Source organism: Micromonospora sp. URMC 107 (assembly GCF_051386315.1).
Classification (GTDB): Bacteria; Actinomycetota; Actinomycetes; order Mycobacteriales; family Micromonosporaceae; genus Micromonospora.
In genome coordinates this window covers 1-21,977 of sequence record NZ_JBPQTK010000107.1, presented here as the reverse complement: position 1 = coordinate 21,977, position 21,977 = coordinate 1, and the positions used below count along the sequence as shown (strand labels likewise).

The 21,977-nt window shown below is 70.8% G+C and carries 18 protein-coding genes and 2 pseudogenes; 11 read left to right on the top strand and 9 right to left on the bottom strand.

Going from position 1 to position 21,977, the window contains the following annotated elements; translation table 11 throughout:
* Nucleotides 1–317 (bottom strand): annotated as a pseudogene (locus ACSNN9_RS21785) (hypothetical protein); the annotation flags it as partial.
* Between the two features lie 147 nt (nucleotides 318–464).
* Between ACSNN9_RS21785 and ACSNN9_RS21780 the strand changes: the two are divergent.
* Nucleotides 465–869, top strand: coding sequence for a hypothetical protein (locus tag ACSNN9_RS21780; protein WP_436675125.1), 405 nt, complete (start codon nucleotides 465–467; stop codon nucleotides 867–869).
* Between the two features lie 147 nt (nucleotides 870–1,016).
* A complete protein-coding gene (locus ACSNN9_RS21775) occupies nucleotides 1,017–1,496 on the top strand; it encodes a methylated-DNA--[protein]-cysteine S-methyltransferase (RefSeq protein ID WP_436675124.1) in 480 nt (159 codons plus the stop codon).
* A 63-nt stretch (nucleotides 1,497–1,559) separates the two neighbouring features.
* Here the strand turns inward: ACSNN9_RS21775 and ACSNN9_RS21770 are convergent, their stop codons facing one another.
* Nucleotides 1,560–2,639 (bottom strand): inositol-3-phosphate synthase, encoded by a 1,080-nt coding sequence (locus tag ACSNN9_RS21770; protein WP_357866909.1) that lies wholly within the window; start codon nucleotides 2,637–2,639, stop codon nucleotides 1,560–1,562.
* Nucleotides 2,640–2,662: 23 nt separating this feature from the next.
* Nucleotides 2,663–3,301, bottom strand: a complete 639-nt coding sequence (locus tag ACSNN9_RS21765; protein WP_358082392.1) for a PadR family transcriptional regulator — start codon at nucleotides 3,299–3,301, stop codon at nucleotides 2,663–2,665.
* Between the two features lie 175 nt (nucleotides 3,302–3,476).
* On the opposite strand from ACSNN9_RS21765, the gene ACSNN9_RS21760 reads away from it, so the two are divergent.
* The 4 genes from ACSNN9_RS21760 (at nucleotide 3,477) to ACSNN9_RS21745 (ending at nucleotide 9,264) form a co-directional block, all read left to right on the top strand.
* Nucleotides 3,477–3,944 carry a DUF5318 domain-containing protein gene (locus ACSNN9_RS21760; RefSeq protein ID WP_436675123.1) on the top strand — a complete coding sequence of 156 codons (468 nt, stop codon included), beginning with the start codon at nucleotides 3,477–3,479 and terminating at the stop codon, nucleotides 3,942–3,944.
* 197 nt (nucleotides 3,945–4,141) lie between these two features.
* Nucleotides 4,142–7,039: a transglycosylase domain-containing protein gene (locus ACSNN9_RS21755; protein WP_436675122.1), complete on the top strand. Its 2,898-nt coding sequence runs from the start codon at nucleotides 4,142–4,144 to the stop codon at nucleotides 7,037–7,039.
* 45 nt (nucleotides 7,040–7,084) lie between these two features.
* Entirely contained in the window at nucleotides 7,085–8,650 is a 1,566-nt protein-coding gene (locus ACSNN9_RS21750; protein ID WP_436675121.1) for a glycosyltransferase family 87 protein, read from the top strand.
* Between the two features lie 197 nt (nucleotides 8,651–8,847).
* Nucleotides 8,848–9,264: a DUF2690 domain-containing protein gene (locus ACSNN9_RS21745; RefSeq protein ID WP_436675120.1), complete on the top strand. Its 417-nt coding sequence runs from the start codon at nucleotides 8,848–8,850 to the stop codon at nucleotides 9,262–9,264.
* Between the two features lie 333 nt (nucleotides 9,265–9,597).
* Here the strand turns inward: ACSNN9_RS21745 and ACSNN9_RS21740 are convergent, their stop codons facing one another.
* The 3 genes from ACSNN9_RS21740 to ACSNN9_RS21730 all read right to left on the bottom strand — a co-directional run bounded on the left by ACSNN9_RS21740 (nucleotide 9,598) and on the right by ACSNN9_RS21730 (nucleotide 13,829).
* Nucleotides 9,598–10,623 (bottom strand): AfsR/SARP family transcriptional regulator, encoded by a 1,026-nt coding sequence (locus ACSNN9_RS21740; RefSeq protein WP_436675119.1) that lies wholly within the window; start codon nucleotides 10,621–10,623, stop codon nucleotides 9,598–9,600.
* 114 nt (nucleotides 10,624–10,737) lie between these two features.
* Nucleotides 10,738–13,041 carry a hypothetical protein gene (locus ACSNN9_RS21735; RefSeq protein WP_436675118.1) on the bottom strand — a complete coding sequence of 768 codons (2,304 nt, stop codon included), beginning with the start codon at nucleotides 13,039–13,041 and terminating at the stop codon, nucleotides 10,738–10,740.
* Nucleotides 13,038–13,829, bottom strand: coding sequence for a deoxyribonuclease IV (locus ACSNN9_RS21730; protein WP_436675117.1), 792 nt, complete (start codon nucleotides 13,827–13,829; stop codon nucleotides 13,038–13,040). The genes ACSNN9_RS21735 and ACSNN9_RS21730 overlap by 4 nt, the downstream gene beginning before the upstream one ends.
* A gap of 637 nt (nucleotides 13,830–14,466) precedes the next feature.
* Here ACSNN9_RS21730 and rpsF point away from each other — a divergent pair.
* The 4 genes from rpsF (at nucleotide 14,467) to rplI (ending at nucleotide 16,116) form a co-directional block, all read left to right on the top strand.
* The gene (gene rpsF, locus ACSNN9_RS21725) at nucleotides 14,467–14,757 is read left to right on the top strand and encodes a 30S ribosomal protein S6 (RefSeq protein WP_121397433.1); all 291 of its coding nucleotides are present in this window, start codon (nucleotides 14,467–14,469) and stop codon (nucleotides 14,755–14,757) included.
* Nucleotides 14,758–14,837: 80 nt separating this feature from the next.
* Nucleotides 14,838–15,374 (top strand): single-stranded DNA-binding protein, encoded by a 537-nt coding sequence (locus ACSNN9_RS21720; RefSeq protein WP_172896610.1) that lies wholly within the window; start codon nucleotides 14,838–14,840, stop codon nucleotides 15,372–15,374.
* A 41-nt stretch (nucleotides 15,375–15,415) separates the two neighbouring features.
* Entirely contained in the window at nucleotides 15,416–15,655 is a 240-nt protein-coding gene (gene rpsR / locus ACSNN9_RS21715; protein ID WP_007073789.1) for a 30S ribosomal protein S18, read from the top strand.
* A gap of 14 nt (nucleotides 15,656–15,669) precedes the next feature.
* Entirely contained in the window at nucleotides 15,670–16,116 is a 447-nt protein-coding gene (gene rplI, locus ACSNN9_RS21710; RefSeq protein WP_436675116.1) for a 50S ribosomal protein L9, read from the top strand.
* 103 nt (nucleotides 16,117–16,219) lie between these two features.
* Here rplI and ACSNN9_RS21705 read toward each other — a convergent pair whose 3' ends face one another.
* Nucleotides 16,220–17,731, bottom strand: coding sequence for a hypothetical protein (locus tag ACSNN9_RS21705; protein ID WP_436675115.1), 1,512 nt, complete (start codon nucleotides 17,729–17,731; stop codon nucleotides 16,220–16,222).
* A gap of 378 nt (nucleotides 17,732–18,109) precedes the next feature.
* Here ACSNN9_RS21705 and dnaB point away from each other — a divergent pair, with 378 nt between their 5' ends.
* Nucleotides 18,110–21,037 (top strand): replicative DNA helicase, encoded by a 2,928-nt coding sequence (dnaB, locus tag ACSNN9_RS21700; protein ID WP_436675126.1) that lies wholly within the window; start codon nucleotides 18,110–18,112, stop codon nucleotides 21,035–21,037.
* 15 nt (nucleotides 21,038–21,052) lie between these two features.
* Here the strand turns inward: dnaB and ACSNN9_RS21695 are convergent, their stop codons facing one another.
* Complete coding sequence (locus tag ACSNN9_RS21695) at nucleotides 21,053–21,739, bottom strand: maleylpyruvate isomerase N-terminal domain-containing protein (protein WP_436675114.1); 687 nt, start codon at nucleotides 21,737–21,739, stop codon at nucleotides 21,053–21,055.
* A gap of 114 nt (nucleotides 21,740–21,853) precedes the next feature.
* A pseudogene (locus ACSNN9_RS21690) lies at nucleotides 21,854–21,977 on the bottom strand (zf-TFIIB domain-containing protein); the annotation flags it as partial.

Here is a 21,977-nt window from a genome sequence, read left to right as displayed (position 1 = left end):
GCGGCGAGCCAGGGATGGTGCAGGGCCCGGCTGAGCCGGGCCGCCGCCCAGGCGGTGGGCACGGCCGCGGCGACGCCTCCGGCCACGGCCACCGCGACCATTGCGGGGGTACGCCCACCGATCAGTTCGTTGACGATCGCGGCGCCGAAGCCGAGTGCCCCGGTGAACCCGGCGACCGCCTCCAGCGACACGGGACCGTCGAAGTCCGGGTTGCCGAGGTGGAACAGCTCGCCGCCGAGCAGGGCGAGCGCCAGCACCGCGACGCCCGCGCCGCCGATGATGAGGAAGATCAGCGTCCCCGTGGCCACGGCCTGCACGGTATCGGTGCGCCGCAACGTCGGTCGCGCGTCGACCGTTCAGCGGGGAGTGGGCCGGGCGTCGGAACCTCTCCGCCGCCGGCAATCTAGCTGTTGACAAGATTTGGGCGGAGGGCCAATCTTGACATCGACAAGAGGGAGGTGCCCGTGTCCTCGGCAACCCTGACCACCGCCGGCATCCTGCTGATCACCGTCGTCACGATCGCGTACGGCGGGCTGACCCTGCTCATGCACCTCACCCGGCGCAAGGCCGGTTACCTGGACAACCCGGTGCGCCGGGGGCTCTGGACGGCCGGGCACGCGCACGCCGGGGTGCTGGTCCTCTTCGCGCTGGCCGTGCTGCCCTACGTGGACCAGGCCGACGCGTCCGACGGCACCCGCACGCTCATCCGCGCCCTCCTCGTGGCCGCGCCCGTCCTGATGCCGCTCGGCTTCTTCCTCTCGGTGGTGCGGCCGCAGGACACGAAGCCCAACAAGCTGATCTGGCTGACCGTGGCGGGCGGCGCCAGCCTCAGCACCGGTGCCCTGCTGCTCGGCTTCACCCTGCTCTGACGGCTCTCGCCGACGGCCCACCCGGCCGCTCCGGCCAGCGCGGCCGGCGGCACCGCGCCCGCCGACGCCGGCGGTGGCGCGGCTCGCCCCGGGGCTGCCCGGGCGGCGCGGCCGGGGCCGCGTCGGGGCGCCGGGGACAATGGGGGGATGCGCTGGACCGTGCTCGACTCCCCGATCGGCGAGTTCTCCGTCGCCACCGACGGGACCCACGTGTGCCGGGCCCACTTCGGCCGGGCCTCCGGAGCCGTCGAGGAGCCGGGAGACGAGGCGGCCCGCCAGGCGCTGGCGGAGCTGCGCGCGTACTTCGCCGGCGAGCTGACCGGCTTCACGGTGCCGCTGGCGGCGCCGGGCGGGTCCGACTTCGAACGGGGCGTCTGGCGGGAGATGACCCGCATCCCGTACGGGGAGACGCTCACCTACGGCGAGGTGGCCCGGCGGCTCGGCGACCAGGGCGCCGCCCGCGCGGTCGGGGTGGCCTGCAACCGCAACCCGATCCCGGTGCTCGTGCCGTGCCACCGGATCGTCGGCGCCGGCGGCAAGCTGGTCGGCTTCGGCGGCGGCCTGGACCGGAAGGTGAAGCTGCTGGAACTGGAGGCCGGGGTCGCCCTGCGCCACGCCTGGTCCTGAACGGGACGCGGCGAGGGCCGGGTCCGCACGGACCCGGCCCTCGATGGTGCTGGTGTCGGCGCGTCAGCGCTCGACGTCGCCGGCGATGAACGCCTCGACGGCGGCGTGCGCGTCGTGGTCGGCGTACTGCACCGGCGGGGACTTCATGAAGTACGACGAGGCCGACAGGATCGGGCCGCCGATCTTCCGGTCCAGCGCGATCTTCGCGGCGCGGACGGCGTCGATGATGACACCGGCCGAGTTCGGCGAGTCCCACACCTCGAGCTTGAGCTCGGCGTTGAGCGGGGTGTCACCGAAGGAGCGACCCTCCAGGCGGATGTACGCCCACTTGCGGTCGTCCAGCCACGGCACGTGGTCCGACGGGCCGATGTGCACGTCGCTCTTGCTCATCTCGTGCGGGATCTGCGAGGTGACCGACTGGGTCTTCGAGATCTTCTTCGAGACCAGGCGGTTGCGCTCCAGCATGTTCATGAAGTCCATGTTGCCGCCGAAGTTGAGCTGGTACGTGCGCAGCAGCTCGACGCCCCGGTCCTCGAACAGCTTCGCCAGCGCGCGGTGCACGATGGTGGCGCCGACCTGGCTCTTGATGTCGTCGCCGACGATCGGCAGGCCCGCGTCCTCGAACTTCTTGGCCCACTCCGGGTCGGAGGCGATGAAGACCGGCAGCGCGTTGACGAACGCGCAGCCCGCGTCGATCGCGGCCTGGGCGTAGAACTTGTCGGCCTGCTCGGAGCCGACCGGCAGGTACGAGACCACGACGTCGACCTGCGCGTCGCGCAGCGCCTGGGCGACGTCGACCGGCTGGGCGTCGGACTCCTCGACGATCTCGCGGTAGTACTGGCCCAGACCGTCGAAGGTCGGACCGCGCTGCACCGTGACGCCGGTCGGCGGCACGTCGCAGAGCTTGATGGTGTTGTTCTCGCTGGCGACGATCGCCTCGGCGAGGTCCATGCCCACCTTCTTGGCGTCCACGTCGAACGCCGCGACGAACTGCACGTCCGAAACGTGGTAGTCGCCGAAGGTGACGTGCATGAGACCCGGGACGCGGTCGTTCGGGTCGGCGTTCCGGTAGTACTCCACGCCCTGCACGAGGGACGAGGCGCAGTTACCCACACCGACGATGGCGACGCGGACGGAGCCCATAGCGTCTGCCTCCTTCTTCTTCATCACGGCCGCTCATTCCTGGACTCTCCAGGGGCAGGCGGGCTGTTGTCTTCTCGTCGACCGCCGGCCGTCCCGGTTGACGGGACCGTCGGGGCACGGCCGGAGCGCTCGTTGGCGATGAGCTCCTCCAGCCAGCGGACCTCGCGCTCACAGGCGTCCAGGCCGTGGCGCTGCAGTTCCAGCGTGTAGGCGTCGAGGCGTTCGGCCGCCCGGCCGAGCACGTCACGAAGCCCCTCGCGGCGTTCCTCGATCTTCCGCCGGCGACCCTCGAGGATGCGGAGTCGGGTCGCCTGGTCGGTCCGGGCGAAGAACGCGAAGTGCACGCCGAACCCCGTGTCGTCGTACGTCTCGGGCCCGGTCTGTGCGATCAGTTGGGCGAAGCGTTCCTTGCCCTCCGCGGTGATTTCGTAGACCACCCGACCTCGTCGGCTGGTCAACGCGGGAACCTCCTCGGCGGTGGCGGGTGGGTCGGCGGCCTCGGTGATCCACCCCGCCGCCTGCAAACGGCGCAGGGTGGGATAGAGCGAGCCGTAGCTGATCGCCGCCCTGATCGCGCCGAGCTTGGCGGTCAGCTCCTTGCGCAGCTCGTAGCCGTGCATCGGAGACTCCTGCAGGAGGCCGAGGATGGCGAGCTCGAGCACGGGCCATCCTCTCTGTACCCTCTACGCGGAGCGGTAACCGCCGCGATGTATCGGACCGATACATCGCACGCTAGCGGATCGCCGTGATCAGGGCAAACCCCCCGCTCCGGGGTTCCCCGGTCACGCATCGTCACGGTGGTCGCCCAGCCCGACCAGACCGCGTACCCTTCTCCGCATGCGTACGCAGCGCCAGGTGGTCGACTACTCGCTCCGGAAGCGGGCGGTGCTGCGTGAGCTCCTCGCCGGCCGGGTCGGCACGTACGACGTCTGCGACGCCTCGCCCTACCTGAAGAACGCGGCCCGCTTCCACGGTGAGCCGACCGACGAGCGGTGTCCGATCTGCCGGAGCGAGAACCTGACCCACGTCCACTACATTTACGGCGACGAACTCAGGCAGTCCGCGGGTCAGGCCCGGACGCTGGCCGAGTTGCCGGTGCTGGCGATGACGGTGCGTGAGTTCCAGGTCTTCGTGGTGGAGGTGTGCCTCGGCTGTGACTGGAACCATCTCGTCGAGCAGTACCTGCTCGGCCGGGACGGGCTGGCCGGGAGCCCGGAGGGCGGCCCGGACCAGGGCGTGATGGGCGGCACGTCCGCCCCGGGTAGCGGTGCTAACGGCCGACGGAGGCGAGAGGCGCAACGGTGATCTTCGCTCGATCGGCCGACCCCGGCCAGCGCGCACACGCCCGGGGGCACCAACGGATCGTTGGTCTGATTGGCCCGATTGATTCGCAAGTGGCACCAGTCGACCGGCACGCACGTGCCGCCCTCGACGGGTGTCCCATCTCACGGCAAACCGGTGGCGGTGCAGCAGCGCCCCATCGCGACGGCAGGGTGTGAGGAATGAACTCGTACGGCGATTCCAGTTCCCCGCGCGGGCGGGCCCAGATCCCGGGCCAGCACGGCGATCCCGGCGGTGACGCCGCCGGGGGCGGCTGGTCGGCTGCACAGGAGGGTACGGCACCGCCAGGTCGCGCCTCGGTCGCGCCCCGCGCCGCCGGCGGGCGGGCCTCGGTCGGCGGTTCGGCGGCCGTGCCACCGCGCGGCGGGTCCGCCTCCGGCTCGGCGTCGGCGGCCGTCCCCCCGCGCGGCGGGTCCGTCTCCGGCTCGGCTTCGGTGGCCGTCCCGCCGCGTGCCGGTTCGGCCCCGGTGGGTTCCGCCCCCGTCGGTCGAGCAGTGCCGGGCCGGGCCTCGGTGCCGGTCTCGCCGGCACCCGGGGCGGGCCGTGCGGGCGCGGGTCGCGCGTCGGTGCCGGTCTCCCCTGCGGCCGGCGGGTCGGCCGGTCGCGCCTCGGTGGGTTCCGCCGGCGTCGGCGCCGCCCCGGCTGGACGGGCCAGCGTCGGGTCGGCGGCCGTCGGCGGCGTCAGCGGCCGGGCCTCGGCGCGGGCGAGCGTCTCGCCGGTCTCGGGCGGCCCGGGTGGGCCTGGCGGTCCCGGGGGTCCGACGGGCCCCGGCCGCGGCGGCCGCGGTGCGGGTGGTCCTGCTGGCGCAGGGCGGTCGAAGAAGCGCAAGCGGGCGAACCTGCTGATCGCCAGCTTCGCCGTCTTCATCATGCTCGCCGGGCTCGGCGTGGTCGGCTTCACCTACTACTCGACCAACGTGGTCCTGCCGGACGAGGTTCCGCTGCCGCTCTCCACCACGATCCTGGCCAGCGACAAGAAGACCCAGGTGGCCCGGCTGGGCAACGAGAACCGCACCTTCGTCACGATCAAGGACATCCCCGACCACGTCGAGAACGCCGTGGCGGCGGCCGAGGACCGCAACTTCTACAAGCACTCGGGCGTGGACTACAAGGGCATCGCGCGGGCGGCCTGGAACAACATCAGCGGCGGCGACAAGCAGGGCGCCTCGACGATCACCCAGCAGTACGCCCGCAACGCGATCGAGAACCTCAAGGACGACAGCTACGCCCGGAAGGTCAAGGAGGCGATCTTCGCCTCCAAGCTCAACGAGAAGTACAGCAAGCCGGAGATCATGCAGCACTACCTGAACGTGATCTACTTCGGGCGCGGTGCGTACGGCATCGAGGCGGCCGCGCAGACGTACTTCGGCAAGCCGGTCGGCAAGCTCACGGTCGCCGAGGGGGCGGTGCTCGCGGCCCTGATCAAGCAACCGATGCCCACCGCCACCCACAAGGGCTACGACCCCGCCGTCAACCCCGAGCAGGCCAAGGACCGGTGGAACTACGTGGTCGGGGGCATGGTCGAGGAGGGCTGGCTGAACGCCGCGGATCGACCGACCGCGTACCCGAAGGTGCTGGCGCCGAAGAAGGACGGCAACGGGTTCGGCGTGAAGAGCCCCCGGGGCAACGTCGTCAACTACGTCCGCCAGGAGATGGAGCAGTGGGGGATCTGCTCCGATTCGGGCGCACCGGGCAAGCCGACCTGCGTCGACGAGTTGCGTTCCGGTGGTTACCGGATCACGACCACCATCAACGCCAAGATGCAGGCGGCGCTGGAGGAGGCCGCCCCGCCGGATCGGAAGGGGTCGGTGCTCTACGGGCAGCCGAGGAACCTGATGGCGGCGGCGGTCTCCGTCGAGCCGAAGACCGGCCGGGTGCTCGCCTACTACGGCGGTGACAGCGGCGCGGACTTCGACTACGCGGGCAAGAACACCAACGCCAACGGCGACCTCGTCGGTGGTCACCCGCCGGGCTCGTCGTTCAAGGTCTACACCTTGGCGGCCGCCGTCGACGCCGGCATCTCGGTCAAGTCGCGCTGGGACGCCACCCCGTTCAAGCCGGAAGGCTTCAAGGACAAGGTGCAGAACGCAAACCGCAACGCGGTCTGCGGCAAGAACTGCACGCTGGAGGAGTCGACCATCCGGTCGTACAACGTGCCGTTCTTCCATCTCACGGAGAAGATCGGTCCGGACAAGGTGGTCGCCATGGCGAGGCAGGCGGGCGTCAGCACGATGTGGACGGTCGACCCGCCCCAGCCGTTCGACCTGTTCAAGGAGAAGCCGGAGGACCTCGCGCCGCGCAAGTTCGACCGGGTCGTCGGCTACGGTCAGTACCCAATCACCGTGCTCGACCACGCCAACGGGCTCGCCACTCTCGCCAACGACGGCGTGTACAACAAGGCGCACTTCGTTCTCAAGGTGGAGAGGCAGAACAAGTCCACCGGAAAGTGGGAGCAGGTTCCCGGGACCGGCGAAAGGCTCAAGCCGCAGCCGCGCATCAAGAAGGAGGTCGCCCAGGAGGTGACCGCGGTGCTGAAGGAGATCCCGGAGAAGAACAACGCCGGCCTTGACAACGGGCGGGACGCGGCCGGCAAGACCGGCACCTGGGAGCACAACGGCACTCCCCGTAACGCCCATGCCTGGATGGTGGGCTACGACGACAACCTCGCCACTGCGGTGTGGATCGGCAGCCGGGACCACAGGAAGCCGACGATCGTGGACAAGAACAAGAACGACATCGGCGGTAGCAGCTTCCCGGCCGAGCTCTGGAAGCGGTACATGGACGACGCGCTGAAGGGCAAGGAGGCGTCGCCTCTGCCGAGCGTCACCGGCATCGGTGACGACAAGGCCGGCAACGGCGTGGAGCCCCCGGCCCCGACGCCCCCGTCGAACCCGCCGAACTGCGATCCCCTCGGCCTGTTCTGCCCGCCGGGCGGCAACAACGGCGGCGGGAACAACGGCGGTGGCACCCCTCCGGGCGGTCCCACCGCGCCCACCACCCCGACCGATCCGCGGCCGGGCGGGAACGGCGGCGGCGTTTCGCGTACCGACGTGTCGTGAGAGAGAGGGGACGCGGAGGCCAGATGTACGGCAGGATGCACCTTCATGAGCACGCAGTCGACGCGAGGCATCGACGACGCCGGTGCCCCTGACCACCCGTCCCGCTCCGACGGCTTCGTCCGGGGCGTCTCCGGCGCCATCGGCGGTCCGCTGGGCGACCACGCTGTCGCGCTGGACCGGCCCGCCGGGCGGGAGAGTCGGTTCTGGACGGCGGCCCGCATCGTCCTGGCCCTGGTCTGCCTGACCCTGGCGTTGCACTGGGTGCAGAAGTCGCCCTGCCAGGACGGTGCCTGGCAGAACAACGTGCAGTACACCCGGTTCTGCTACACGGACGTGCTGGCGCTCTACTACGCCGAGCGGCTCAACGAGGGTGCGGTCCCCTACCAGGACCACCCCGTCGAGTATCCGGTGCTCACCGGGTACTTCATGGGCGCGCTCGGCCTGCCCGTGCACGCCCTCGGCCAGAACGACCCGGGGATCAACCAGGGCATGTGGTTCTACAACCTGAACGCGCTGGTGCTCGGTGCGCTGGCGGTCGCCACGGTGGCGGTGATCCTCGCCCTGCGCCGCCGCCGACCGTGGGACGCCGCGCTCTTCGCGCTCGCCCCCGCGCTGATGCTCACCGCCACGGTCAACTGGGACCTGCTCGCCATCGGCCTGGCCGCGTTCGGCCTCTTCGCCTGGGCCCGCAGCCGCCCGTTGGCGGCCGGCGTCCTGCTCGGTCTCGCCGGGGCGGCCAAGATGTGGCCGCTGTTCATCCTCGGCCCCATCCTGGTGCTGGCGCTGCGCGCCGGGCGGCTCCGCGCCGCCCTCACCGCCTTCGGCGCGGCACTGGTGTCCCTGGTCGCCGTGAACCTGCCGGTCGCCATTCCCTACCGGGAGAACTGGGACCGCTTCTTCGAGCTGAACTCGACCCGCCCCATCGACTGGGGCACCCTCTGGTACATCGGGCGCTACCTGGACGGCAAGGTCGGCAGCGGCAACCCCGCCGACCTCGGGCCCTTCGAGTGGCTGAACGTCAACATCCCCACGCTGAACACCCTGTCGTACGCTCTCTTCGGGCTGGCCTGCCTCGGGGTGGCCGCGCTGGGGCTGCTGGCCCCGCGCCGGCCCCGGCTCGCCCAGCTCGCGTTCCTGGTGGTCGCCGCCTTCCTGATCTTCAGCAAGGTGTGGTCGCAGCAGTTCGTGCTCTGGCTGCTGCCGCTGGTGGTGCTCGCCCGCCCGAAGTGGGGCGCCTTCCTGGCCTGGCAGCTGGCCGAGGTCTGCTACTTCGTGGCCTTCTACGGCGAGCTGCTCGGCGCGGCGACCAGCCGGCCGGTCTTCCCTGAGGGCGTCTTCGTGCTGGCGTCGACGCTGCGGCTGACCACCGTGGTGGTGCTCTGCGTACTCGTCGTGCGGGAGATCCTGAATCCCGAGCTGGACGCTGTCCGCAAGGTCTATCCGGACGATCCGGATGGTGGCTTGTTGAATGGTCCTGCTGACGCACCCTGGGTGGCCCGCTGGCGTCGATCCGCCGCGACGTCCCGGCAAGCAGAGGAGCCGGTGGTCGGTGCGGCACCACTAGCCTCGGCCAACGACGGCAGCGATGGGCGGACGGTGGACGGCAGATGATGCCCTGATGGCGGCCTGTCGGATCCTTCGTGGACCCGATAGGAAGCAGAGGAACCCTCATGCTGCGAAAGAAAATCGTCCACTTGGGCGCTGCGCTGGCGTTCTGCCTGACCGGCGTCGTAGCCCCACAGGCGGCGCTGGCTGCTCCGCCAGCGGCGCCAGTCACTCCGGGCGCGGTGGGGGAATCGCCGGCCACTGTGAGCGCCGAGGAGTTGGACCCGAAGACGGCCACCATGATCTCCGAGGTGGAGCTGGCTTCGTCCGGCTGTGGATCCAGGTGCGACGGCCAGAACCCGGCGACGTACAAGATCTATTACAGTGGATGCTCGACGTGCTACCACTACTGCGCTGACGACGCGACCACCGTCGCGAGTAACACCGACGGCATCAACCTGGAACTGCGATACAGCCCTCGGTGCCGGACCGCCTGGACCCGGGTGTCGTCGGACTTCTACTACCCGACGATCCGCAGTTACTACTCGGACGGCCGGGTCCGGACCTCGTACAGCGGCTTCGAGGGCGCCTACTACACGAAGATGGTCAACGACGCTGGCCTGCTCGCCAGGGCGGAGGCGAGCGCCGGCTCCGGGACCTGGTGGACCTCAAAGTACTGAGACCGGGAGCATCCGCGGTTCCGACGCGGGTCACCCACCCGTAGGCCAGGCCCAGGATTCCATTCCTCCTCAGTCGAAGATCGGTGACGGCAGCTACGCGCGACCACCTTCGCTTCACGCAATCGAGAGCGGTCGCGCGTATCTGCCGCAGGCTCGCACTCTCGTCGATCACCTGCACGACAGACTCAGGGAGGCGTGGCGGGCGGCCATGCCATTGGGCCCAGGCGATGTCCCGTCTCCACGTTGACGCCGAGTGGCTCGTTGAGCACCATCAAGCATCCAGTGGTCGAACTGATCTCCACCACCGCCGGGGGCGGCCCAACGGCGTACCGGTCAGGAGCCCTGACCCGCCTGGACGCGGTCTGGGAATGACCGGAACCGGTCCGCTGTAGCCGCCGAGGCCGGTGTGACGGAAGGCTGACGTGGATCTGACCGGTACGAGCGCCGTCGATGTGATCCTGCCTGCCCTGCTCGTCGCCGCCCCTCCACCAGGATCTCCGTCCGGCCCGGGGCACCCGCGTCGTTGATCAGCGTCTGCACTGCCTGCGACAGGTCGACGAGCGCGGCCTGGATCGCCTTGAGCGTCGACAGGTCCGTCGTGCCGACCGGTTCGGTGCAAGATGCTGGCCCCCGCAATTGCGCCTCTACGCGAAGCAGGGCAGGTCCCGGGCCGAGCCCCAGTTCCCGATCCAACCGCTGGCGGAGTCGTCCGAGCACCTCGAGTGCGTCGGCCGTACGGAATGCGTGGTGCAGCGCCTGGGCCAGACAGGCGTGCAGGAATTCGTTGTACGGGTATGCCTGCGTCCACAAGCTCAGGTCAGGCACCAGTTCCGCGTACCGGCCCTGGGTAAATTCCCAGTCAACCAACTGTTCCAGTGCCCGCACCCGTACCTCCTCCAGCCGGGTGACCTCACCGGCGAGGCGGTCGGAATCGATGTCCTCCATGGCCCGACCGCGCCAGAGCGTCAGCGCGTGCCGGAGCCGGGTGGTCGCCCTGGCATGGTCGCCGTTCTGCGCGGACTGCGTGGCCGCCTTGTATTCGGCACAGAAAAGGCGCTCGTCCACCGAGCTCTCGTCAATTTCCAGGATGTATTGGGATCCGCGCCTCAGCACGGTCTGCGTGTGCCCACATTCAATTAGCCGGGAATTGAGGGAGCCGACGCAGTTTTGCACCTGTTGACGGGCCGTGGTCGGCGGATTTTCTGGCCAGATGACGTCGATCAGTCGGTCCACCGATACATCGACGTTGTTGCTGATCAGCAGCGCGGCCAGGAGTTTCCGATGACGTGAACTGGAAAGCGGCACAAAAAATTGTCCGCTGGAAATCGCCAATGGCCCGAGAATCTTGAATCGCACCATATATACCCCCCGTGCTGGCTTAGTCACGCGACTATGTCAGCAAACCTTCAAGAAGTCAAGGGGATTCGATGTCTCATGAAAAGTGTACTTCGGTAAATAATGTGGTCGGGAGTCTCACAAGCGGTAGACGACCACGTCGCCGATCTCCTCGCGGGTGATGCCGAGCCCGTCGACCGGTGCGTCGACGGTGACCTCCCACGGCGTGCCGGCGATGTGGTCCCGCATCAGCAGCACGTTGCGGACCCCGAGGACGCGCAGGTAGTCGACGCTGACCTGGTCGGGGAAGGAGAGCGTCACGCGGCGTACGTCGTCGAGCTGCCGTGGCGTGAAGCCGCTCCCTCCGTTCACCACGTCCTGGAACCGGGTGGTGGACCAGAGCATCACCGGCTGGTCGAGGCTCTGGTTGCTCGGCAGCACCAGCAGCGGCCCGTCCACGGTCCGCATCGCGGCCGGCTGGGGCGGCACGATCGGGTGCGGCGTGGAATTCAACCCCTCGCCGATCACCAGCACCAGCGGCAGGAGGGTCGCCAGCCGCAGCCACGGGCTCGGCCAGGAGGGGATCCGCTCGGCGGAGATCTCCCGGACCCGGGCGGCGAACGCGCTCACCGCGCCCGCCGCGAGCAGCCCGAGCAGCAGCGTCGTCCAGAGCATCAGCCGACCCGGCGTACGCAGGCCGTTCCAGCCGGGCAGGTGCTCGAACAGCGGCACGTAGGTGAAGGTGCCGTCGAAGAACCGGGTGCCCATGGCGAGCACCATCGTCACCACCACCCCGGCGAGCAGCAGCAGCCGGTGGCGCAGCTTCCACACCGAGAAGAAGAGCCCGCCGGCGGCGAGCGCGTAGAGCACGAAGCCGGGCAGCAGGGTCATCTCCGGGTGCCAGGGCAGCAGCGCCCGCGCCCCCTCGTGCAGCCCACCCCAGACCCGCGACTCGGCGGGCGCGGTGAAGAAACCGCTCGCCGGCGGCGAGAAGATGCCGATGTCGCCGATGGAGCGCTTCGCGTTCGGGTGCGCCTCCGCCACCGTGAAGAACGGGATGGCCAGCAGCGCGCCGACGCCGGCGAAGAGCAGGCCGCCGACCAGGTCCGCGACCAGCAGCCGGCGGCCGAACGGCCGCTTGACCGGCCGGACCACCCACCGCCGCAGGAACCAGGTGACGGCCGCGACCAGCACGGTCCCGGCGAGGAAGTACGCGAACGGCAGCCCGATGCCGAAGCCGAGACTGAGTTGCCAGGCCGCGACCAGCCAGCCGGCGTAGACCCAGCCGTCGTGCCGGCGCTCGGGACGGTACCCGTGCCGCAGCGACCAGCCGTGCCCCCGGGCGAGCATGGCCAACGCCAGCGGGATGCCGCCGTTGGAGATCACGTGCAGGTGCCCGGCCTGGGCCAGCAGCCAGGGCGCGTAGGCGAAGCTCGCCCCGGCCACCGCGGAGCCGATCCGGCCCGCGCCGAGCTGCCGGGCCAGCGCGTACGCCCCGAGCGTGGCGAGCGCGTGGGCCAGCACGAACATGATGTTGTAGCGGAGTACGGCGGCTTCGGGGCCGGTGCCGATCATGCCCGCCGGGGCGTAGCCGAGCAGGGTGTCGGAGAAGGCGAAGCTCCACGACTCCGGGAAGAAGGTGTTCGACTGCCACAGCTGCGCCGGGTTGGTCAGCAGGATGTGCCCCGACCAGGCCATCTGCCACGCCTGGAGGCTCGGGTCCCAGTAGTCCTGCGGCAGGGTGTGCCGCGGGTAGCGCAGCGTGGGCCAGGTCAGCAGCACGGCCAGCGCCAGCGAGGCGAGCGTCGCGAGCGTCCACTCGTGGATCAGCAGGCGGCCGACCGCCCGTGCGGCGCGCCCGATCCGGGAGGGCACCGGTTCGGGGGCGGACGCGAAGGCCTCCCACCGGTCCGGCTTGCCCTTGTCGCCCCCGTCCGAGTCCTTGCCGTCGGCAGGCTTGTCGCCGCCGGTGCCCGCGCCCTGGGCGCCGTTCCCGGCCCTGCCGGCCTCGTCCGCCGCACCAACCTCGGTGCCGGCGGCACCGTCCTTGCCGGCCTTCGGCTCGTCCTTGTCGTCGGCACCGTCCTTGCCGTCGGTCTTGCCGGCCGCATCAACCCTGGTGTCGGCCGCGCCAGTCCTGGTTCCGACCTCGTCGGCCCCGCCGGTCTTGGTGTCGACCTTCCCGTTCCTGGCCTCGGCCCCGCCGGCCTTGGCTTCGGCCCCGCCTACATCGGGCTGGACCGTGGGAGCCTCGGATTGCGCCGTGTCGGTCCTGGCGGCCGTGCCGGGCGTGGCACCCGCTGTGCCGGCTTCTCCGGCGCGGTCCGTCTTCTCGCCCGCGTCGGCCTTCGTGGCCGGGCCGGTCGCGTCGGACAGGCCTCCGGTGGGCGCGGCAGCGGCGTCGGGGCGGGAGCCGCCGGCGGCGGACTGCTCGGTCGTCATGCCGTCGGGCTCCCCGTGCCCAGTCGGTCACGCAGGAAGGCGATGTCGGCGCCCTGACCGTCGACCCCGCCCGGGGTCTCGACGATGACCGGTGCGCCCGCGGCGCGGATCACCGCCACCACCAGCTCCGGGTCGATCGTGCCGCCGTCGAGGTTGTCGTGCCGGTCCTGGCCCGAGTTGAACGCGCCCTTGGAGTTGTTGGCGTGCACCAGGTCGATCCGCCCGGTGATCGCCTTGACCCGGTCGACCAGGCCGAGCAGCTCCTCGCCACCGGCGTGGGCGTGACAGGTGTCGAGGCAGAAGCCCACCTCGTGGTCGCCCACGGCGTCCCAGAGCCGGGCGAGCGCGTCGAGCCGCCGGGCACACGCGTTGTCGCCGCCGGCGGTGTTCTCGATCAGGACCGGCACGCCGAAGCCGCCGGAGTCCGCCGCGTACGCGAAGGTCTTGCGCCAGTTGTCGAAGCCGACGGCCAGGTCGTCGCCGGCGTTGACGTGCCCGCCGTGCACGATCAGCCCCTTGGCGCCGATGGCGGCGGCCGCCTGGGCGTGCCCGAGCAGCAGCTTGCGGCTGGGGATCCGGATCCGGTTGTTCAGGGTCGCGACGTTGATGACGTACGGCGCGTGCACGTAGAGGTCGACGTCCGCGGCCCGTAGCCGGTCCGCGTCCTCCCGTGGCTTCGGCGCCTTCCACCCCTGCGGGTCGGAGAGGAAGAACTGCACGGCCTCGGCCCCTCGGGCGGTCGCCTCCGCCATCGGGTCGGTCGAATCGACGTGGGCTCCGATACGCATGCAGGGGAGCCTACGTCGCGTCGCCGACAGCGGGGATGACGGCGGTGGCGGACGCGCCGGCCCCACGCGTCACCTCCCGGCGTCGGCGGTCGTTGATGCGAGTGGGATCCACGGTTGCCGCAGCGACCCGGAACGCCGCTGGTCGGCCGGCCGGAGGCGCGTCGAACCGCCCGAGAGCGGGGGCACCCCCGTCGCGCGGCCCGGCGCGGCGGGGGCCCGGCCTGGCGGAACCTGGCTCATCGGGAAATTTGTCGGAGAATTCCGCCATTTACCCCGACAAGGGGCAAGAGCCGTTGTAACGTCAGGTAACAACACGATAAAGCTCCGCGGGGCGTCCCCGGTCCAACCTCATCGGTGTGGTCGTTCCTCCCCAGGTCCCACCCAAGGAATGCGGACGGGACGCCCCGCGGCCTCGTGTACGGGGGCTCGCATCGACAGCGACGTCGACGCGGGCCCCCGTCGCCATGCCCTCCCGGCAGGGCCCCCGGACCACCCCGGGCATGATCGTCCGGACCGGGTATCCTGGTCCGGTTGTCCGCGTCCGGCCGGGTTCCCCCGGAACCGGCGTGGGCCACGACGCACGACCTCCTGCCACGGAAGGACCGTGGCCGCTTAGCCCACAGGAGGTGAGCACGTCTTGCGTCATTACGAAGTAATGGTGATCCTCGACCCCAGCCTCGAGGAGCGCACCGTCGCCCCGTCGCTCGACACGTACCTGAACGTGATCCGGACCGCGGGTGGCTCGGTGGAGAAGACCGACGTGTGGGGCCGCCGGCGCCTCGCGTACGAGATCAACAAGAAGGCCGAAGGCATCTACGCCGTCATCGACCTGCAGGCGACGCCCGCAGCGGTGGCCGAGCTGGACCGTCAGCTGCGGCTCAACGAGTCCGTGCTGCGCACCAAGGTCATCCGGCCGGAGATGCGCTAAAGCATTCAACCCGGTTCACCCGGATCAGCCTCATCGGCACTGTCGGAGGGCTCTGAGAGCCTGTACGGCAGAACTGATGAGTGCGCGAGGAGATGGTCATGGCAGGAGACACCACCATCACGGTCATCGGCAACCTGACCGATGACCCCGAGTTGCGGTTCACCCCCTCCGGTGCGGCGGTCGCCAAGTTCCGGGTCGCTTCGACGCCCCGGTTCATGGACAAGGCCTCCGGCGAGTGGAAGGACGGCGAGCCGCTCTTCCTGGCGTGCACCGTGTGGCGGCAGGCGGCGGAGCACGTCGCCGAGTCGCTCCAGCGGGGCGCCCGCGTGATCGTCTCGGGTCGGCTGCGTCAGCGGTCGTACGAGACGCGCGAGGGCGAGAAGCGCACCGTCATCGAGCTCGAGGTCGACGAGATCGGCCCGTCGCTGCGCTACGCCACGGCGAAGGTGCAGAAGATGTCCCGCTCCGGCGGCGGTGGCGGCGGCTTCGGCGGTGGTGGTGGAGGCGGCCAGGGCGGCGGCGGAGGCAACTTCGACGACCCCTGGGCCTCGGCTGCGCCAGCACCCTCGCGCGGTGGTTCGGGTGGCGGCAACTTCGACGAGGAGCCTCCGTTCTAATGGCGCCGAGCGCCCGCGATCGCAAACCAGGAGCACGAGCAATGGCCAAGGCCGCTGCACTTCGCAAGCCGAAGAAGAAGGTGAACCCGCTCGACAAGGACGGGATCACCTACATCGATTACAAGGACACCGCGCTGCTGCGCAAGTTCATCTCCGACCGCGGCAAGATCCGCGCTCGGCGGGTGACCGGCGTGACCTCGCAGCAGCAGCGGCAGATCGCCCGTGCGGTCAAGAACGCCCGTGAGATGGCGCTCCTGCCGTACACGGCCACGGCCCGCTGAGAGGAGGCACCGATATGAAGATCATCCTGACTCAGGAGGTGTCCGGCCTCGGTGCCCCGGGCGACATCGTCGAGGTCAAGAACGGCTACGGCCGTAACTACCTGCTGCCGCAGGGCTTCGCGATCGCCTGGACCAAGGGTGCGGAGAAGCAGGTCACGGTCATCAAGCGGGCCCGCTCGGCCCGGGAGATCCGCGACCTCGGCCACGCCAACGAGGTCAAGGGCCAGCTCGAGGGCCTCAAGGTCAACCTGAAGGCCCGCGCCGGCGACGGTGGTCGGCTCTTCGGCTCGGTCACCCCGGCCGAGATCGTCGACGCCGTCAAGGCCGCCGGTGGTCCGGTCCTCGACCGTCGCCGGCTGGAGCTGACCGGGCCCATCAAGTCGACCGGCTCCTACCCGGTGCGGATCAAGCTGCACCCCGAGGTGACCGCCAAGTTCGACCTCAACGTCGTCCAGGGCTGACACCTCACCCCGGCACCACGACAGGGCCCGCACCGACCGGTGCGGGCCCTGTTCGCCGTACGGTCGGCGTCGCGCTTCCGGCCGCACGGGCCGAGACGGCGCGTCAGCCGATCGGCTGGCCGGTAACCGCGCTGATCATCACCGTCGAGACGCCGCCGCCGACCACGGCCGCCGCCAGCGCGACGCTGGCCGAGCGCCACGTCGTCCCGACCCGGCGCAGCAGCAGCGCCACCACCAGGCTGCTAGCCAACGCCAATCCGAAGCGCGGCAGGCCCGACGCCAGCGAGCCCAGCGCCCGCGACTGCGGCGAGTCGCAACCTCCTCCGCTGATGTCCGTGACGCACCCCGCCGGCACCTGCCCGTCCAGGGTCAGCAACCAGACGAAGACCAGCACCGCCGGCACCAGATAGCAGGCGACCGTGTAGAGCAGCGACCGCCACGGCCCGCCCGGATCGGCATCGAGCAGGTCGTCCTCGATGCGACGGCCCCGGGCCCCCGCTCCGGCGGTCCCGGCCCGACGGCGTACGGCCGACGTCGCCGCACCGACCGGCGCGGCCCCCCGCCGACGCGGCGCCGGACCCGGCCGCGGCGCGGAGTAGGGCACCACCGGTGACCGGGGCGCCGACACCGGCGGATCCATCCACCGGGGATCGTCGCCCGCCAGCGGCGTGCCCGACCAGAAACCCTCGTGCCGGCCGTCCCGCCCCGGCCAGGGCCACTCCTGGACGGCACCTCCGCCGGAACCCGGCGCGGTCCGGTCCCACCCGCCGCCGTCGGAATACCGCTCCCACTGCCCGGTGTCGTCGGGCTGCTGCCACTGCGCGGTGCCGTCGGTCCGGTCCCACCGGCCGGTGCCGGCGTGGTCCCAGCGGTCGGCCTCGCCGGCCGGACGCCACGCGTGCACCCCCGACGCGTCCCACGTGTCCACGGACGGAAGACGGGACGGCGGCGTACCGGACCCGGCGGTGTGCGACTCCCGGTCCCAGGGATCGACGACCGGCCGGTCCTCCGCCGCCCGCCGGCCCCGCCGCTCGGCCTCCCGCTCCGGTACGGGCCCGGACGCGTCGGCCTGCTCCGGGCCGGACCAGACGACCTGCGGGCGGTCGGCCGGCAGGCGCCTCGGTCGGCTCGGCGGCACCGCGTGGGAGACCGGATCGTCCTCGGCCCGCCGCCGCCCGGAGTATCCCCGCTCCTGCGGGTGCTCGAACGTCCACTCCCCAGTGTGCTCCGACTCCGGGGCCGCGCCGACCGTCGGGGCCTCGCGCCAGCTCGTCTCGCTGACCCGGCGCCAACTGCTCGTGGTCTCGGTGCTCCGCCAGGTGCCGCCGGGCTGCGGCCGGTCGGCCCCGATCTGCACCTCGTCGTCGGGCGCGGCGTGCCGGCCACCGCCGTCCGCGCGGCGGACTCCCGACTCCACCGCCCAACGTGGCAGGTAGCTGTCGACCGGCTCCCGCTCGCCGCGCTCCACGGCCCGGCGGCGACTCGGCGTGCGGTGACGAGCGGTGGCGCGCTCGTAGGGATCGGTGGGTGCCGGGTCGGCCGGATCGTCCCAGGGTGCGACCGGCCGTCGCTCGCGCGGACCATCCTCTCCGCGTCCCCAGTCCCGGTTACTCACGGCGGGAGCGTGACCCTTCTCGACCGATGGCGCAATCCGCTGTCCAGGTGTAGCCGTTCGCTGGAGATGGTACGGGACGTTCGACCACGCAGTTCGACCGAAAACTTGCCATCCACAGGCTGGGGATTGTGTTTTCGCAGTTCAGGGCCCTGCGGTGGAGAATTCCCCAGCCGTTGTCCACAGGCTGTGCACACCCTGCGCACATGCTTGTCCACCGGCGTCCACAGGTTGTCCCGAGGCTCGTCCACCGACGTGGTTGAGGGGCTGACCTCGGGTTCCGTATGGTTGGCCCCCGACCGGCCGCGCGATGACCCCCGATCGACCGGCAGGTCGAGGTTGTCGTACCCCGGCGACCGGGCTGAATCCGGATCCGACGCAGTGGAGGGGGGACCCGTGTCGGTCACCGACGACATGCGGGCGGACTCGCGGTCGGGCGGGGGGCAGGCGTCCCCGCCGCCGCAGCGCGACGGCCAGTTCGACAAGACCCCGCCCCAGGACGTCGCCGCCGAGCAGTGCGTCCTCGGCGGCATGCTGCTGTCCAAGGACGCCATCGCCGACGTCGTCGAGATCCTCAAGACCAACGACTTCTACCGGCCGGTGCACGCCACCATCTTCGACACCATCCTGGAGATCTACGGCCGGGGCGAGCCGGCCGACTCCATCACGGTGGCGGCGGCCCTGGCCGACTCCGGCGACCTCGTCCGGATCGGCGGCGCTCCCTACCTGCACACGCTGATCGCCAGCGTGCCGACCGCCGCGAACGCGGCGTACTACGCGCGCATCGTCAGCGAGCGGGCGGTCCTGCGCCGCCTGGTCGAGGCCGGCACCAAGATCGTGCAACTGGGCTACGGCACGGGTCAGGGCGGCAGCCGCGACGTCGACGACATCGTCGACCTCGCCCAGCAGGCGGTCTACGACGTCACGGAGCGCCGCGTCAGCGAGGACTTCGCCGTGCTCGCCGACATGCTCCAGCCGACGCTGGACGAGATCGAGGCGGTGGGCGCCCAGGGCGGCGTGATGACCGGCGTCCCGACCGGCTTCACCGACCTGGACCGCCTGCTCAACGGCCTGCACGCGGGGCAGCTCGTGATCGTTGCCGGACGTCCCGGGTTGGGGAAGGCGCTCGCGCTGGACACTCCGCTTCCCACGCCGACGGGCTGGACCACGATGGGGGAGGTCAAGGTCGGCGACGAGTTGCTGGGCGCTGACGGTCTGCCCACGAAAGTCACCGCCGCGTTCGAGGTGCGGCACGACCGGCCGTGCTACGAGGTCGAATTCTCCGACGGTTCGGTGATCGTTGCCGACGGTGAACACCTATGGAAGACCACTACGCGGGCAGGTCGCCGCGCCGCCCCTGCCCGCCGGCGCAACCACTGGTCTCCCGAGGCCATCGAGCGACTGCGGCAGGCAGCCGCAGGCGCGTCCCCCGGCGACGACGTCACGATCGCGGAATTGGCCGCCGTGCTCGGTCCGGAGTTCACGCACACCGCCCACCGGGTGGCGCACGACATCGCCGACGACTCGCCCGTCGTCATGCGCAGGCGCCCGCGTGTGCGCCCGGCCAGGGCCTATCCGGCCCGCCGCCTCTACCGCCGCTTGTTGGCTCGCGTCGAGCAGTGGTCGGACAGCCTGACGGCGGCGGAGTTGCCGGACGTGGTGACGACAGAGCAGATACGGGCGACCCTGCGTACGAACACGGCTGACCGGCGGCTGAATCATGCGGTCGAGAACGCCGCCGCACTCCGCCTCCCGGAACGGGATCTCCCGCTCGCGCCGTACACGCTCGGGGTCTGGCTCGGCGACGGCCACACGGCGGAAGGAAGGGTCACCACCGTCGACCCGGAGATCCTGACCGGGATCGAGTCCGACGGCTTCGAGGTGCGACCTTCGGGGCCGATGGTCTACACCATTTGTCCGCCGCGACTGCCCGCGATCCCGGACCGTGAATGCGTTGTCTGCCACGCGGTCTTCACGCCTCGCGGCCCGGCGGTCCACACCTGTGGTCAGTCGTGCGGAGGCCGGTCGAAGGGGCTCGTCCCCGCGGCACGGCGCGAAGGTTGCGCTCACTGCGGAAGGGTGGGCGCCGGCGCCTGGAACGCAAGTCGCAGGTGTCGTGACTGCCACAACCGGTACGGATCCCTCCGCGGCTATCTGCGCGCAGCGGGAGTGTTGGGCGACAAGCACATCCCCACCGCGTACCTGCGGGCCTCCGAGGCGCAGCGGCGAGCGCTGCTGGCCGGGCTGCTCGACACCGACGGCACCGTGACCGTCAGCGGGAACGTGCAGTTCACCACGACGTCGCCCCGCCTCGCCGAAGACGTGCACGAACTGGTCGTCAGTCTCGGGTACCGCTGCTCGGTCACGCGGAAGACCGTCAAGGGGCGCACCCCGGAAAGCTCGATCGCCTTCAACCTGAACTTCACGACCAGGGACGAGGTCTTCCGCCTGCCGCGCAAGCGGGACGCACACCGGTTGCGGCGCCGTAGCGAGAGCAACTCCCGGACGGACAGCCGCTTCATCGTCGACGTCCGACCGGTTCCGAGCGTGCCCGTCCGGTGCGTCACGGTGGACAATTCCGATCACCTCTACCTCGCGGGTCGGGCGATGATCCCGACCCACAACAGCACCGCGAGTATGGACTTCGCCCGAAATGCCGCCATCAGGGCCAATCAGGCGTCGGCCATCTTCTCCCTGGAAATGAGCAAGGTCGAGATCGTCATGCGGCTGCTCTCGGCCGAGGCGCGGGTGCCGCTGCACGTCCTGCGCAGCGGCCAGCTCTCCGACGACGACTGGACCAAGCTCGCCCGCTGCATGGGGGAGATCAGCGAGGCGCCGCTCTTCGTCGACGACACGCCGAGCATGAACCTGATGGAGATCCGGGCCAAGGCGCGCCGCCTCAAGCAGCGGCACGACCTCAAGCTGATCGTGGTCGACTATCTCCAGCTGATGACCTCCCCGAAGCGCACCGAGAGCCGGCAGCAGGAGGTCGCGGACCTCTCCCGTGGTCTGAAGCTGCTCGCCAAGGAGGTCGAGTGCCCGGTGATCGCGGTGAGCCAGCTGAACCGTGGCCCGGAGCAGCGTACCGACAAGCGACCGCAGCTGTCCGATTTGCGCGAATCTGGCTCAATTGAGCAGGATGCCGACGTCGTCATCCTGCTGCACCGCGACGACTACTACGACAAGGAGTCGCCGCGGGCCGGGGAGGCGGACTTCATTGTCGCCAAGCACAGAAATGGTCCGACCGACACGGTGACGGTGGCCGCGCAGCTCCACCTGTCGCGCTTCGTCGACATGGCCATCGTCTGAGGACGGTTGCGCGGGTCAGCCCAGGAGGGGGAACCAGCCGGCAACCTCGCCGAGTTCGAGCTGGTCGCGGTCGGTGAGCGGCACGCGTCCGGTCGCCTTGAGCAGGTACTCCGCGTCGCTCCACGCGGCCGGTCGGACGGCGTCGTCGCTGAGCAGGCCGTCCATCGTGGCCACGGCGACGCGCGACGCGAGGGCCCCGGGCAGCGGCGCGTCGGGCAGGTCGAGGACCAGGTCCAGGTGGTGCACGACGGCCTCGGTGGTCAGGGTGGCGAGCAGGTCCGGCACCCGCAGCACGTGCCCCTGGGTGGTGACGTGGCCGTCGGGATCGGCCGCGCTCGCGGCGCGTACGGCGGCGGGGGCGGTGTCGGCCCAGAGCCGGACGATTCCGCTCGGGCGGTCGAAGGCGGCGGCGGAGCGGCGGGCCCACCAGGCGTGCCGGGCGCCGTCCCCGTCCTCGTCCTCGCTGGGCGGGAACGCGCGCCAGTAGCTCACGTCGTCCACGTCGGGCGGACCCTCGGCGGGGCTGGCCAGCGCGACCAGCGCCCGCTGGGCGTCGCAGAGCACGTGGAAGAGCAGGTCCGCGACGAGCCAGCCCCGGCACCGGGTGGGTCGTTGCAGGTCGGCGTCGTCGAGGTCGGCGACGACCCGGGTGATCCCGTCGTACGCCTGCGCCAGCGCGAGGTGTTGTCCGCGGTGCGTCATGGAGGGCAGCGTCGCACGGCCGCCGTCGCCCGGCACGGCGAACGGCGGTGGCGCAGGACGGGGAACCCCGGGTGACCGGGCCGGTCGAGGCGCCGGCCCGGTCGACGGAGTGGCTCAGCCGAACATCTCGTCCAGGAAGCTCTTGTGCTTCTTGCGCTTGTAGTGCCCGTGGTAGCCGTGGTGCTGCTGGCCGTGACCGTAGGCGGGGGCCGGCGGGTAGCCGTGCACCGGCGGGGGC